The following is a 12,700-nucleotide window of genomic DNA, read 5'->3' on the forward strand; positions in this document are numbered from 1 at the left end:
CCCGAGCCCGGCATTGCGCCGGGCTGAGGGAGACGGTTACGGTCCCACCGTTGCGCATATAGGTGCGCGACCGGCGGCGGGCCCGGACGACGCCCACGGCCGCCGGTTCACGTGGAGGAACAGTGGCGACAGTCGAGAAGAGGCCGTCCGAGGACGGCAAGAAGATCCGCTGGCGGGTGAAGTGGCGCACCGGCGGCAGCGGGAAGTGGGCCAGCCAGCAGTTCGACTACCAGGTGGACGCGAAGCGCTTCAAGGCGCTCGTCGAGGCCAACAGCCACCGGGTGCCGCCGCCGGAGCAGCTGGTCGAGCACGGCTTCGGCCACCTGGTGCCCGGCGGCGTCACGCCGGCGCCGAAGCCGGCCGAGGAGAAGCTGACGTTCCGGGCGTACGCCGAGGAGTGGCTGGGCACGCTGGTGAAGCCGCACCCGGAGACGATGCGCAAGTACCGGGAGCGCTTGGAGAAGCACGTCTATCCGCGGCTGGGCGACCGGCCGATCGTCGAGATCACCCGGCGGGAGATGCGCGAGTGGCAGCAGGGCCTGCGCGACGCGGGGCTGTCGGCGAAGACGATCGCCAACATCCGGGGCGAGAGCGTGGTGCCGATCTTCAAGGCGGCGTGCCGGCCGGGCGAGGACGGCGAGCCGGCCGTGCGGACGTCGAACCCGATGGACGGGCTGCCGCTGCCGGAGGGCCCGCGCGCCGAGCGGGACATTCTGGAGAGCCCGGACGAGGCCCGGCTGTTCCTCGAGGCGGCGTACGCGGTCGACCCGGAGGCGGCGGACCTGCTGCTGTGCAAGCTGTCGACGGGGCTGCGCTGGGGTGAGGTGTCGGCGCTGCCGCCCCGGGCGGTCAACGTCGCGCGGGGCACGGTGTCGATCGTGCAGGTGTTGCGGAAGGTGAACCGGCGGTGGGTGGTCGAGCCCAAGCCGAAGACGAAGCAGGGCTACCGGGAGGTGCCGCTGACGGCGGCGGTGCTGCGGGTGGTCGCCGAGCGGGTGGCGGCGGCCAGCCGGGAGCCGGGGCGGCAGTTCGTGTTCGTGGCGCCGCGCGGCAACCACTGGCGGTACGAGGACTTCTACACGGACCGGTGGGTGAAGATCCGCGACCTGGCCCGCGAGAAGGGCCTGCCGCGCCGGATGACGATGCACGGGCTGCGGCACTCGCTGCTGACGCTGCTGGCGACGGAGGGCGTGGACCTGGCGGCGCTGCGGACGATGGCCGGGCACGCGAGCGTGTCGACGACGATGAACGTGTACGTGCACGCGACGCGGCGGCACCACGAGCCGGTGCGGCAGATCGTCGGGGACTTCCTCGGCGTCGACGAGCTGGTGGCCGCCAGGTAGCGGCGGCCCCGCACAGAGGAGCGGGCGGCGAGCCAGTGGGGGATGGCTCGCCGCCCGCTCGTGTGCCGGCGTCGGGTCGCCGGCCTCCTAGGACGGTCTAGGGGTGGTGCGGGGGGCCACCGGGTGCCGGCATCTGACCGGCGAGAACCGATGAGTGCGATGTAGCGATCGCTGTGCCGGTGGCCCCCACGATCAGCGCCGGGCCGTGGCGGGCGCCGGCTTGTAGGCGGCGGCCAGGTCCTCGTCGGTGAAGCGGACCTTGCGGCCGAGCCGGTGGCAGGGGATGCGGCCCTTGGACACCCAGCGCCGGAGGGTGGTCTCCGCGATGCGAAGCTTCGCCGCGGCCTCGGCGTAGGTGTAGTCCCTGGCCACCTCGTCCTCCTCCTGCCCTCCGGCACTAGATGTCGGGTCACTGTAGACCACTGCGGCCCGATAGGTCTACGGTGGGCTACGCCCGGCCACGGCGAGATCGGAAGCCGCCAGCTCCCCTCGCCGGCCGCCGGGTGTACGGCTACCATCCGGTACTGCGCGTGCATGGCACGCGGTGCGCTGGAAGTGCTGTTGGCTGGCACGCCGCCGTTCCACGGTGGAGGCCCAGGTTCGAGTCCTGGCCGGCGCTCGACGCCGGCCACAGGGGAAGGTGGTGACGGCGCGTGTTCCACGGCAGCATCCCGGCGGACCTGCGCTCGATCATCTACGAGCACGCCGAGTCGTGGCCGGACACCGACCTGTACGTCGGCTGCTCGGGGAACTTCACGATCGAGCGGACGCTGCACAGCCGGCCCGGTGAGGGCCGCGCGATCCACGGCAACGACGTGCAGGCGTACAGCTCGGCGCTGGGCTGGTGGCTCGCGGGCCGGGAGCTGGACTACCGGCTGAAAGAGGAGCACCGCGAGGAGCTGGCCTGGCTGGAGCCGTACCTGGCGACGTCGACGGACACCCTGGCGACGCTGATGCTCGGCACCCGGTTCCTCCAGTACGTCGGCCGCCAGGGCGTCTACTACGAGCGGATGGTCCGGGCGACCGTCGGGCAGTTCCCGACGATGCACGCCAAGACGGTGGCAAAGCTGTCCGGGCTGACGCTGCGCCTGGCCGACTACTACTGCGGGGACGTGCGGGACTACCTGCGTGACGTGGTGCCGGCGGTGGCGCCGGTGGCGATGTTCCCACCGTTCTTCAGCGGAGATTACGAGGCGCAGTTCGCCGGCATAGACGAGTTCTTCGACTGGCCGGCGCCGACCTACGACGTCCTGGACGAGGACGGCAAGGAGGAAATCATCGGGGCGGTGCTCGACCGGCCGCACTGGATCCTCGGCCTGCACATCGCCCGCGACGAGCTGCGGCCCTGGCTGCGCGGCGTCGTCCAGACCAGCAACCGCGGCATGCCGATCTACGTCTACGCCTCGTCGGGAGCGCGGCGGGTCGTCGCGCCCGCCCAGCAGGTCGCGCCGATCCTGCTGCCGAAGATCGGACCCGACGAGGACCTCGGCGACCGCATGGCGATCCACGTCCTGACCGGCGGGCAGTTCGCCGCCGTGCGGTCGCAGTTCATGAGCAAAACGATCCTGCCCGGCTCCCCGCTGCTGGCCTGCGGCGCCAGCGTCGACGGGAAGCTGATCGGCGCGTTCGCGTACCTGCCGCCGAAGTTCGACCCGGCCTGCGCCTACCTGATGAGCGACTTCCCGGTGTCGTGGACCCGGTACCGGCGGCTGGCGAAGCTGATCGTGATGGCGGCCGCCAGCCGCGAGGCGCAGCTGCTGTTGCAGCGGTCGCTCTCGCGCCGGCTGACCGCGTGGTCGACGACGGCGTTCACGGACCGGCCGAACAGCGCGAAGTACGGCCGGGGGATCCCCGGAGTGAAGTTGCAGAAGCGCAGCGAGCCGGCCGCCGACGGCATCCACCGCTACCAGCTCCAGTACGGCGGCCCCCTGGGCGACTGGACCCTGCACGAGGCGCTGGCGGAGTGGAAGCGCCGCCACGGGAAGGACGAGCGACGATGAGCGACGAGCACCGCGGCGGCGAGCCGCCGGCCGCCGAGCAGCCCGGCTGCCCGAAGACGCTGTGGGACAGGCTGACGCCCTACCAGTGCGACGAGGGCGCCGAGACGGGCGTGTGCCCGACGCACGGGAAGTTCCGGCACGAGCCGGCCGACCCGGACAAGCCCTGCCAGCACCCCGACATGCACCTGGATGCCGACGTGCAGCGGCTGACCGCCACCGATGACGACCCCACGGTGGTGGCGTACATCGTGGAGCTCCAGATCCGCTGCCTGGGCTGCCAGGAGCGGTTCCGCTGGTCGGGCGTGCCCGCCGGCCTGATGCCGGACCGGCCCGCCTGCTCGCCGGACGAGTTCACGATGTACGCGCCGATCCGGCCCGGCAGCGCTGACCGGGACTTCGGGCTCGGGATCCCCGGGTACGCGATCCAGTACCGGCAGGGAGGCGGGCGGCGGTGAGCGACGTCGACGAGCTGCCCCTGGACCCGCGGCTGATGACGGTCCGGCCGCAGGACCTGACGCTGCTGGAGGTCAACGCGCGGTACATGCGCAAGGAGCAGTACGACCGCCTGGTGGCGAACATCAAGCGGGACGGCTGCCTGACGAGCGTGCCGCTGGTGTGGCACGACGTCGACGGCGACCGGAAGGTGGTGCTGTCCGGCAACCACCGGGTGCAGGCGTCGATCGACGCGGGCCTCAGCGAGATCACGGTGATGGTGGTGCAGCAGAAGCTGTCGCGCGCCCGGCAGGTCGCGTTGCAGCTGTCGCACAACGCGATCGCCGGCGAGGACGACCCGGCCACGTTGAAGCAGCTGTACGAGGAGCTGGACGATGTGGACTGGCGGGCCTACTCGGGCCTGGACGACAAGCAGCTCGACCTGCTCGCGCAGGTCGACCTGGAGGGCCTGTCCGAGGCGAACCTGGACTTCGCGACGGTGCAGCTGGTGTTCCTGCCGCACGAGCTGGACGCCGCCCGGGTCAGCTTCGACGAGGCGCGGAAGCTGGTGCAGGCCGACGGCCGGTGGCTCGCTGGGTACGCCGACTACGAGGCCACCCTGGACGCCCTCGCGACGGCGCACGGCGCGCACAACGTCGGGAACGTGGCCACCGCGCTGGGGCTGATCCTGGCGGTGTTCGAGCGGCACCTCGGCGAGCTGCGCGACGGCGTGTGGTGGGACCCGGAGTCCGGCGAGCCGATCGGGCACGCGCACCGCCTGGTGCCGATCGAGACGGTGCTGGAGACGCGCTCGATGCCGGCCGACGCGGCGGCGGTGCTGCACCGCGCCGTGGACAAGCTGGTCCGCTCGGGCGAGGTGCCCGCCGACCAGCGGTGGCGTGCGCTGGAGCTGCTGGCCGCCGACTTCCTCGCCGGATGAGCGGCGTCCCCCGGTCGGCGAAGGTGATCGTCGCGGTCTACCTGGTGGCGATCGTCGGGGGCCTGATCGCCGGCTGCATCGGGCACTGGCCCTTCTGAGGCCGCGCCCGCACGACCCCCGGCCGGCAGCCCGCCGGCCGGTGATCCGGCCGCAGTGAGACACCGCGGCCTGACTCCTGGAGGAGAGATGACCGGACCCGCCCAGAGCGGCGAGGACCTGTACGCCGGCCTCGACGAGCGCCAGCGGTACGAGCTGGACCGGCGCTGCGACTACCACCCGCCGAAGGACCTGGCGACCGCCGAGGCGCACCAGGCGTGGCGCGGAACGATCAAGGGCGCGATGGCCGAGGCCATGCGCAGCCTGCCCGCCGGCCGGGAGACGTCGATGGTGCTGTCCGCTTTGGACGACGCCCTGATGTACGGCAACGCGGCGATCGCCCGGCCGCCGATGAGCGGGGGCCGCAAGGTCGGGCACTGACCGGGGACGGCCCGGCCTGACTCGGGCCGGGCCTCCCGCAGCTGGAGGAGGTGACCATGAGCGAGCCGGAAGTCCTGCCTTGGGACCGGCAGCGCAGCGAGCCCGAGAAGGCGTACGGGTACTTCGCCCTGTATCGGGACCTGGGCCGCACCCGCACCGTCGCGAAGGTCGCCGAGCAGGTCCACAAAAGCCGGGATTACCTCCACAAGCTGGCGACCCGCTGGAAGTGGGTGCAGCGGGCGCAGGCGTGGGACCGGGAAGAGGACCGGCTGTACGCCGAGGGCCTGGCCGAGCAGCGGCGCGACATGGCCCGCCGGCACGCGCGGGTCGCGTCGGCGTTGCAGGCGAAGCTGGTCGCCCGGTTGCAGACCCTCGACGCGTCGAAGCTCACCGCGGGCGACGTCGCCCGCTGGCTGGAGGTGTCGACGCGGGTCGAGCGGCTGGCCCTGGGCCTGCCCGACTCGACGACCGCGCACACCGGCCCGGACGGCGGGCCGATCCGCGCCGAGGTCGAGCAGATGAGCGAACAGCAGCGCGCCGACTTCTTCCGGGCGCTGATGGCCGAGGCCGCCGCCCGCGCCGGGCAGGCGAACCCGGCCGCGGCGCCCGACGACCCGGGCGGCGACGACGAGGAGGACGAGGAGGTGGCCGGTGGGCCAGCGGAGCAGGAATGACGACGGGGAGGCGTGGGTCGCGGTGGAGGCGCGGGTGCCCCGGTGGGCGGTGTGGTGCGTGGCCGGCGGGGTGCTGCTGCTGGGGCTGGCCGGGGCCGGCGGCATGGGCGTGCTGCTGTGGGTGGCGACGCGGTGAGGCGTAGCCCCCGGTCGGCGCGGCTGCTCCTCGCGCACCGCGCGTCGGTCACCGCCCAGCCGGCGTACCGGCCCGGCGGGGTGGTGCGCGCGTGGGCGGAGGTGGACGCGAAGCCCCCGCCGCCGGTGCGCCTCGCCCCGCCGCCGCGGCGGCTGACCCGGGTGCAGCGGCGGACGCTGCGGTTCCGCGCCTGGACGTGGCGGCTGCTGCTCGGCGCGTGGTTCGCGCTGATGGTGCTGGCGGTGTCGGCCGGGCTGCGGTGGGTCGGCCCGGCCGCCCTCGGCTGCCCGGCGCTGATGCTGGCGGCGCTGCTGGTGCTGGCCTGGGTTGCGGCCGTCGACCTGCGGCAGCGCGAAGCCGAGATGCGGGCCGGGAGCTGAGCCGTGCTGCTGGCGTACCCGGACCCGGCCCTGATGACCGACGCCGAGCTGGCCGCGTACCTGCGCGAGGTGTCGGAGGTCCAGGGCCTCGTCCGGTACGACTGGCGGCGGCACGCCCGGCCCGAGCAGATGGAGCCGGCGTACTACCGGATCTGGATGCTGCTGGCGGGCCGTGGCTTCGGCAAGACCCGCACCGGGTCGGAGACGGTGCGCGGCTGGGCGGGGACCAGGCCGGGCGGGCACTACGCGGTGATCGCCAAGACGCACCGCGAGGTGTTCAACGTCTGCTTCACGGCGCGGCGTGCCGGCCTGCTGGCGGTGATCCCGCCGAAGGAGGTGCGGACGTTCAACAAGAGCGAGCCGTACCTGGAGCTGACCAACGGGGCGATCATCCGCGGGTTCGGCGCGCAGGACCCGGACACGCTGCGGGGCTACGACTTCGACGGCTGTTGGCTCGACGAGTACGCGGCCTGGCCGTTGCAGACGGCGCAGGGCGTGTTCGACATGCTGTGGTTCTGCATGCGCGAGGCCCCCGACCCGCGCATGGTCATCAGCACGACGCCGAAGCCGCTGCCGCACGTGAAGAAGCTGCTGGCGCGGGCGAAGAAGCAGCGGGCGCGCAGCCGCCGGCCCCGGGTGGTCATCACCCGGGGGCGGACGCTCGACAACGCGGCGAACCTCAGCCAGGAGGCGCTGGAGGAGCTGCTGGAGCAGTACGGCGGCACCCGGCTGGGCCGGCAGGAGCTGGACGCCGAGCTGCTGTCCGACGTCGACGGCGCGCTGTGGAAGTCGGCGTGGATCGAGGCCGGCCGGGTCGACAAGGAGGACGTGCCGCCGCTGGTCCGCACGGTGGTCAGCGTCGACCCGGCGGACACCGTGTCGGAGACGAGCGACGAGACGGGCATCGTCGCGGTCGGCCGGGGCGAGGACGGCGAGCACTACGTGCTGGCGGACCGGAGCATGAAGATCGCCGGCATGGCGGCGGCCCGCCGGATCTGGCAGTGCTACCTGGACGTCGACGCGGACGTCGTGGTGTACGAGGGGTCGTCGGCGTGGCTGCGGGACATCCTCGTCGACGCGTGGGTGGCCATGCAGAAGGAGGGCCTGCTGGCCGGCGGTGACCCGCCGCTGGACGTGGTGCAGGCCCGCGCGAGCAAGCGGGTGCGCGCCGAGCCGGTGGCCGCCCGGTACGAGGTCGACCCGCCGCGCGTGCACCACGTCGGGACGTACCCGGTGCTGGAGGACCAGCTGACGACCTGGACCCCGGAGTCCGGCGACTCGCCGGACCGGCTGGATGCGCTGGTGCACGGGGTGACGTACCTGCGGTCGAAGGAGTCCCGGCGGGCGGTGGTGGCGTCGCCGCTGCGCGGCAAAGCCGCAGGTCAGAGCGGTTCCTGATTGGACGGTGGATGATCTTGACTGATACAATGTTTATGTATGCCACGCGGTGTACCTCCGTGTTCACGTGGAAGAGGAGAGAGCGGAAGTGACAGCACCGACGAAGAGCCGGCGCGCGAAGAAGAGCGCGCCGTACCTCGCGCAGCTCGACCCGCGGGAGCTGGTCGCGCACCCGACCAACCTGCGCACCCAGCTCGGCGACCTGACCGAGCTGCGCGCCTCGATCGCCGCGAGCGGCGTTCTGCAGGCGCTGACCGTCGTCCCCGAGGACGGCGGCATGCGGATCGTCGCCGGGCACCGCCGGGCGGCGGCCGCCGCCGAGGCGATCGCGGCCGGCGAGTGGCCGGACGGCCAGCCGCAGACCGTGCCGTGCCTGGTGCGGCCCGACATGGAGGGGATGGCCCCCTCCCAGGTCGTGGCCATGCTCATCGAGAACGACCAGCGCGCCGACCTGACCGAGAGCGAGCGGGCGAACGGGTATGCGCAGCTGGAGCTGTTCGGCCTGGACGTCGCCGAGATCGCGCGGCGCACCGGCCGGACGCAGGTGCACGTCAAGTCGGCGTTGAAGCTCAAGACGCTCGGCGACGTGGCCACCGAGGCGGCCGACGCGGGCAAGCTGACGCTGGAGGACGTCGCCGCGCTGGAGCAGTTCGAGGACGACCCGAAGGCGATGGAGCGGATCCTCAAGGGCGTCGAGTCCGGCTGGGGTGTGCGCCACCGGGTCCAGGAGGAGAAGCGCAAGCGCGACGACAAGAGCGCGACCGAGCAGCTGACCGAGGAGCTGACGGCGGCCGGCGTCCGGGTGTTGAAGAAGCCGAAGGACTGGCCGTGGAACTGCGCGGCGTGCAAGGTCGAGGACCTGGCCGACGCCGACGACCAGCCGATCGACGTCGAGAAGGTCAAGACGCTGGAGGGCTTCGGCGCGATCATCGAGGGCTCGTACGGGAACATGCGGGCCGTCATCGTGTGCGAGGACCCCGACGCCCATGGGTACAAGCGCACGAAGTGGACGCAGTACAAGAGCCCCGCGGCGAAGGTCGCCGAGGAGCTGAAGAAGCGGGAGGCCGAGGAGCGGCGGCAGAAGCTGCTCGACGCCGGCGAGGTGCGGCGGCGGTTCCTCGTCGAGACGTGGGGCAGCGCGAAGGCGGCGAAGACGCTGCTGGTTGACGCGATGCGCGCCGCCGTGGTGATGCCCGGCTTCTACGACCGGGCCGAGGAGGAGATGGTCGCGGCCCTGGCCGGCGGTGACCCGCGCGACGGGCAGACGGCCGGCATCGACCGGCTGAACCGGCTGCTGGTCGCCCGGTTCGTCGCCGCGCACGAGGCGAACACGGCGACTGTGGCGGCCGGGCGGTACTCCAACCGGGAGCACCTGGTGCTGCCGTGGCTGGACCGCCTGGTGGCCGAGGGCTACGAGCTGTCGGAAGCCGAGAAGACCTGGCACGCCGAGCTGGTCGAGGAGGAGGCCGAGCGGCAGCGCGCGATGGAGGAGGAAGAGGCCGAGGAGGCGCTGGAGTACGACGAGGCCGAGGGCTACGTCGAGGACGCCGAAGGCGTGCGGCCGATCGAGGACGTGCAGCTGCCGGAGGGCGACGTCGAGCCGGCCGCCGAGCCGGACGCCGACGCCGAGCCCGAGGAGGCCGAGCCCGAGGCCGAGGCGGACCCGTGCCCGGAGGCCGACCTGGACGCGGCCGAGCCTGACGCGAAGGGCGACGAGTGAGCGTGACCCCAGCGGGTCAGCCGGAGGCGCGCACCGACCTGGTGCGCGCCTCCGGCGCCGGCCCGACCGACAGCTTGGAGGAGCTGCCGCGCGGCACCTGCCCGGCCTGCCACGTGGCGATCGGCGAGGTGCACCGCGACGACTGCGACGTGGCCGAGTGCCTGGCCACCGGCCGCAAGCGCATGTGGTGCCGGGCGCAGCCGGACACCGCGGGCCACGACTGCGGCCGGGCCGACTGGACCGGCTGGTGGCCGGCGCACGCGGAGGCCCGCGAGTTCGGCTGGCACGTGCGGTGGGACACCGAGGCGCGGAAGTTCGTGCGGTGCGCCCCGGACGTCGACGGCTCCGGGCCGGACCTGTCGCGGCTGTACGAGCACGCGCGGTGGGACCAGGCCGCGCGCCGCTGGGTGCGGCGCCGGGCGGTGCTGTTCTCCCGGGCGGTGCGCGGCGGCCGGGCCACGCTGGAGGAGCTGACGAGCCAGGCGCAGCGGTGGTGCGCCGAGCAGGGCTACGAGGTGGTCGGCGAGCACGTCGGCGCCCGCGGCTGGCGGGAGGCCGTCGCCGACGTCGCCGACGGGGTGGCGGACGTGGTGGTGGTGCCGTCGATGGAGCGGCTGGGCCTCGGCAAGCAGGTGTTCGAGCGGATCGCGGCGGTGCGCGCGGTGGGCGGTGACGTCGCCGGCCCCGGCGTGCGGATCGACGCGGACGGGCGGGTCGTCGCCACGGCGACCGCCGAGACGTGAGGAAGGCGGAGATGGAGCGAGAGAAGCGGGTGATGCTGGCGTGCCCGCCGACGAACATCAACGAGCTGCTGGGCGGCACCGGCGTCCCGCCGTTCGTGCCGAGCGTTGACCATAGCCTGGCCTCGTGCGTGGACTGCGGCGCGGACATGTGGATCGGGCCGAACCAGCGCCTCGTCGCTGCCCGCGCCCCGAAGGCGACGCTGCTGCTGTGCATGGCCTGCGCGATCGTGGAGCAGGCCAAGCGGGGCGGCGGCGCCGTCGGGCACCTCGGCGGCGGCCAGGGCCGACCGCGGCTGCCGGGCTAGTCCGCTGTGCGGACCAGATGCTAGTCCGCTGTGCGGACCAGCCGGGGCGGGCCACGGCGATGCCGTGCCCCGCCCCCCTCGGGCCTCCGACGGCCTGGCGGCCTGACTACATTCACTGAGTGGCGGAGAACTCCACCTCGGGCTTGCATCTGGTACCTAGGTACAGGCTTACCCTCGCGGTATGAGTGACCACCACATCACGACGGACGACGCCTGGGTGCCGGATGCCTGCACCCTGCCGACGGCTGAGAGGCCCCTGCGGCTCGCCGAGTTTGACCAGTTCTTCACTGACGCCGTCCGCGGCGTCGACCGGCTGTCGGCACAGCATCTGCGGTTGCAGCTCGACGGCGCGGCGCAGGTCGAGGAGACGGCGCGGGATCTGACGGCCCGGGAGTCGTCTTGCTGCTCGTTCTTCGCCTTTGACCTCTCCCGGCCCGACCCGGACTCTCTGTCGTTAGACGTCCGGGTACCGGCGGCACACGTCGACGTGCTCGACGCCCTCGCCCAGCGGGCTGCGTCTGTCCGGGATCAGGGATGACCGGGTCGGGACTGCGCAGCGGCCAGCTGGCCGACGCGGCCGGGGTCAACCAGCAGACGCTGCGCTACTACGAGCGCCGGGGCCTGCTCGCCTCGCCGCAGCGGTCCCCGGGCGGGCACCGTCTCTACCCGGCCGAGTCGGTCACTCTGCTGCGGGTCATCAAGACCGCGCAACGCCTCGGCTTCACCCTCAACGAGGTTGCCGACCTGCTCGACGCCGGCCGGCACCAGCACGGCGGTCGACCGGACAGCGGCCTACAGGCACGGGCTCGGGAAAAGCTCATCGAGGTGGAGCAGAAGCTCGCTGACCTGACGGTCATCCGTGACACCCTGCGGGCCGCCATCTCGGCCGGTTGTGACGACCTGGTTGCCTGCGCCGAAAGCTCCTGCTGCCCCCTGCCCTTCGCTGAACTGGTCGAGAGGAACAACCGTGCCGACACCTGCTAACCGACTGCGCCGCCTACTGCCCTCCGGCATGACCGGACTCGCGGGAGCCGCCTGCGCCGCCTGCTGCGTGCTGCCGGCGCTGCTGGCCGCCGGGATCCTCGGCGGCGCCGGCTGGGCAGCGGTAAACCGTTTCCTGCCCGGCGTCGCCGTCGCCCTGGCCCTGCTCGCCGGCCTCTCCTGGTGGTGGGCCACCAAACGCCGGCCCAACAGCGGCGGCTGCGCCGGCGGCAACTGCTCCTGCGGTCACCCCGAGCAGCACGACCGCGAGGTGATCCCGCTACGGTCCGACGCATGACCGTTGCCCGCTCGATCCTGCTGTTCCTGCTCGCCGCGCTCGCCGAGATCGGCGGCGCCTGGCTGGTATGGCAGGGCTGGCGTGAACAGCGAGGGCTGCTGTGGATCGCGGCCGGAGTCATAGCGCTCGGGTTCTACGGCTTCGTCGCCACCTTCCAACCCGACCCGAACTTCGGCCGCATCCTGGCCGCCTACGGCGGAATCTTCGTCGCCGGCTCCCTCGCCTGGGGCATGGTCGTCGACAAGTTCCGCCCCGACCGCTACGACCTCATCGGCGCAGCCATCTGCCTCATCGGCGTCGCCATCATCATGTACGCCCCGCGCAGCGGCTAGTCCTGTCGGTGCCCAACATTGCCAGAACCCAAGATCGTCAGGGGCTCGGGCGTTCCTTGTGCCCCGCTTCGAGGAGTTGGATCATCGCGGTGATGCGTTGAGGGCGTTGATCGGGTTGGCGTTTGGTGGCGTCGATCCAGCGCAGGTAGGCGCGTCGGTAGAACTGGGCCAGGGAGTCGAAGAACGCTGCGGCCTGCGGATGTGCGGCTAGCGCGGCGGCCACGTCTTCGGCGAGGTCGTCACGTTGGGGACCTTCCGGCTCGATGGTCACGGTGACGGTGTCGCCGGCTGCAAGGCCGCAGCCGCGTAGCCAGGCCGGGCCGAGGGTGAACCCGAAGCCGTCACCGTGTGGTTCGACGACGCCGCGCACACCCATGCTGTTGACGGTGCCGCGGATGTGGTGGCGGGGCTTGGCCCCCCAGACGGTGTCCGGGTTGAAGGGGACCGGGATCAGGACGCGGCCACGGGTGGCTGCGGCGACGGTGGCGGTGAACTGTTGACTCTTCACGGAGTCGTGCATGGGAGGCACCTTATGTCCGGC

The 12,700-nt window shown here is 72.6% G+C and carries 18 protein-coding genes and 1 tRNA gene; 17 read left to right on the forward strand and 2 right to left on the reverse strand.

What is annotated here, in order from left to right:
* The first annotated feature begins 122 nt into the window (after positions 1–122).
* Positions 123–1,343, forward strand: a complete 1,221-nt coding sequence (locus tag FB454_RS24535) for a site-specific integrase (RefSeq protein WP_145823541.1) — start codon at positions 123–125, stop codon at positions 1,341–1,343.
* A 192-nt stretch (positions 1,344–1,535) separates the two neighbouring features.
* Here the strand turns inward: FB454_RS24535 and FB454_RS24540 are convergent, their stop codons facing one another.
* Positions 1,536–1,715 (reverse strand): helix-turn-helix domain-containing protein, encoded by a 180-nt coding sequence (locus FB454_RS24540; RefSeq protein ID WP_176737422.1) that lies wholly within the window; start codon positions 1,713–1,715, stop codon positions 1,536–1,538.
* 174 nt (positions 1,716–1,889) lie between these two features.
* On the opposite strand from FB454_RS24540, the gene FB454_RS24545 reads away from it, so the two are divergent.
* The 16 genes from FB454_RS24545 to FB454_RS24615 all read left to right on the forward strand — a co-directional run bounded on the left by FB454_RS24545 (position 1,890) and on the right by FB454_RS24615 (position 12,159).
* A tRNA-Gly gene (locus FB454_RS24545) sits at positions 1,890–1,962 on the forward strand.
* A gap of 34 nt (positions 1,963–1,996) precedes the next feature.
* Positions 1,997–3,343, forward strand: coding sequence for a putative antirestriction adenine methyltransferase (locus tag FB454_RS24550; protein ID WP_145823543.1), 1,347 nt, complete (start codon positions 1,997–1,999; stop codon positions 3,341–3,343).
* Complete coding sequence (locus FB454_RS24555) at positions 3,340–3,798, forward strand: hypothetical protein (RefSeq protein WP_145823544.1); 459 nt, start codon at positions 3,340–3,342, stop codon at positions 3,796–3,798. Before FB454_RS24550 ends, FB454_RS24555 begins: the two co-directional genes overlap by 4 nt.
* The gene (locus FB454_RS24560) at positions 3,795–4,715 is read left to right on the forward strand and encodes a ParB N-terminal domain-containing protein (protein WP_222433937.1); all 921 of its coding nucleotides are present in this window, start codon (positions 3,795–3,797) and stop codon (positions 4,713–4,715) included. Before FB454_RS24555 ends, FB454_RS24560 begins: the two co-directional genes overlap by 4 nt.
* Positions 4,716–4,901: 186 nt before the next feature.
* Positions 4,902–5,192, forward strand: a complete 291-nt coding sequence (locus FB454_RS24565) for an Acb2/Tad1 domain-containing protein (protein WP_145823545.1) — start codon at positions 4,902–4,904, stop codon at positions 5,190–5,192.
* A gap of 56 nt (positions 5,193–5,248) precedes the next feature.
* Positions 5,249–5,866 (forward strand): hypothetical protein, encoded by a 618-nt coding sequence (locus tag FB454_RS24570; protein ID WP_145823546.1) that lies wholly within the window; start codon positions 5,249–5,251, stop codon positions 5,864–5,866.
* The gene (locus FB454_RS35005; RefSeq protein ID WP_186461647.1) at positions 5,844–6,002 is read left to right on the forward strand and encodes a hypothetical protein; all 159 of its coding nucleotides are present in this window, start codon (positions 5,844–5,846) and stop codon (positions 6,000–6,002) included. The genes FB454_RS24570 and FB454_RS35005 overlap by 23 nt, the downstream gene beginning before the upstream one ends.
* Positions 5,999–6,382: a hypothetical protein gene (locus tag FB454_RS24575; RefSeq protein ID WP_145823547.1), complete on the forward strand. Its 384-nt coding sequence runs from the start codon at positions 5,999–6,001 to the stop codon at positions 6,380–6,382. Before FB454_RS35005 ends, FB454_RS24575 begins: the two co-directional genes overlap by 4 nt.
* 3 nt (positions 6,383–6,385) lie before the next feature.
* On the forward strand, positions 6,386–7,780 hold the full coding sequence (locus FB454_RS24580; protein WP_145823548.1) for a terminase large subunit domain-containing protein: 1,395 nt from the start codon (positions 6,386–6,388) through the stop codon (positions 7,778–7,780).
* A gap of 88 nt (positions 7,781–7,868) precedes the next feature.
* Positions 7,869–9,500 carry a ParB N-terminal domain-containing protein gene (locus FB454_RS24585; protein WP_186461648.1) on the forward strand — a complete coding sequence of 544 codons (1,632 nt, stop codon included), beginning with the start codon at positions 7,869–7,871 and terminating at the stop codon, positions 9,498–9,500.
* Between the two features lie 2 nt (positions 9,501–9,502).
* Complete coding sequence (locus tag FB454_RS35010) at positions 9,503–10,243, forward strand: hypothetical protein (RefSeq protein WP_186461649.1); 741 nt, start codon at positions 9,503–9,505, stop codon at positions 10,241–10,243.
* A gap of 11 nt (positions 10,244–10,254) precedes the next feature.
* Positions 10,255–10,548, forward strand: coding sequence for a hypothetical protein (locus FB454_RS24595; protein ID WP_145823550.1), 294 nt, complete (start codon positions 10,255–10,257; stop codon positions 10,546–10,548).
* Positions 10,549–10,729: 181 nt separating this feature from the next.
* Complete coding sequence (locus tag FB454_RS24600; RefSeq protein WP_145823551.1) at positions 10,730–11,086, forward strand: hypothetical protein; 357 nt, start codon at positions 10,730–10,732, stop codon at positions 11,084–11,086.
* Positions 11,083–11,532 (forward strand): MerR family transcriptional regulator, encoded by a 450-nt coding sequence (locus FB454_RS24605; protein WP_145823552.1) that lies wholly within the window; start codon positions 11,083–11,085, stop codon positions 11,530–11,532. The genes FB454_RS24600 and FB454_RS24605 overlap by 4 nt, the downstream gene beginning before the upstream one ends.
* Before the next feature lie 28 nt (positions 11,533–11,560).
* The gene (locus FB454_RS24610; RefSeq protein ID WP_145823553.1) at positions 11,561–11,827 is read left to right on the forward strand and encodes a hypothetical protein; all 267 of its coding nucleotides are present in this window, start codon (positions 11,561–11,563) and stop codon (positions 11,825–11,827) included.
* Positions 11,824–12,159, forward strand: coding sequence for a YnfA family protein (locus FB454_RS24615; protein WP_145823554.1), 336 nt, complete (start codon positions 11,824–11,826; stop codon positions 12,157–12,159). Before FB454_RS24610 ends, FB454_RS24615 begins: the two co-directional genes overlap by 4 nt.
* Before the next feature lie 37 nt (positions 12,160–12,196).
* On the opposite strand, the gene FB454_RS24620 is transcribed toward FB454_RS24615, so the two are convergent.
* The gene (locus tag FB454_RS24620) at positions 12,197–12,679 is read right to left on the reverse strand and encodes a YdeI/OmpD-associated family protein (protein ID WP_145823555.1); all 483 of its coding nucleotides are present in this window, start codon (positions 12,677–12,679) and stop codon (positions 12,197–12,199) included.
* Positions 12,680–12,700 lie beyond the last annotated feature (21 nt).

Source organism: Micromonospora sp. CNZ297 (assembly GCF_007827625.1).

Coding starts and splice junctions, on each gene's coding strand:
- FB454_RS24555 (WP_145823544.1), top strand. CDS start 3,340: ATGAGCGACGAGCACCGCGGCGGCGAGCCGCCGGCCGCCGAGCAGCCC.
- FB454_RS24565 (WP_145823545.1), top strand. CDS start 4,902: ATGACCGGACCCGCCCAGAGCGGCGAGGACCTGTACGCCGGCCTCGAC.
- FB454_RS24570 (WP_145823546.1), top strand. CDS start 5,249: ATGAGCGAGCCGGAAGTCCTGCCTTGGGACCGGCAGCGCAGCGAGCCC.
- FB454_RS24595 (WP_145823550.1), top strand. CDS start 10,255: ATGGAGCGAGAGAAGCGGGTGATGCTGGCGTGCCCGCCGACGAACATC.
- FB454_RS24600 (WP_145823551.1), top strand. CDS start 10,730: ATGAGTGACCACCACATCACGACGGACGACGCCTGGGTGCCGGATGCC.
- FB454_RS24605 (WP_145823552.1), top strand. CDS start 11,083: ATGACCGGGTCGGGACTGCGCAGCGGCCAGCTGGCCGACGCGGCCGGG.
- FB454_RS24610 (WP_145823553.1), top strand. CDS start 11,561: ATGACCGGACTCGCGGGAGCCGCCTGCGCCGCCTGCTGCGTGCTGCCG.
- FB454_RS24615 (WP_145823554.1), top strand. CDS start 11,824: ATGACCGTTGCCCGCTCGATCCTGCTGTTCCTGCTCGCCGCGCTCGCC.
- FB454_RS24620 (WP_145823555.1), bottom strand. CDS start 12,679: ATGCACGACTCCGTGAAGAGTCAACAGTTCACCGCCACCGTCGCCGCA.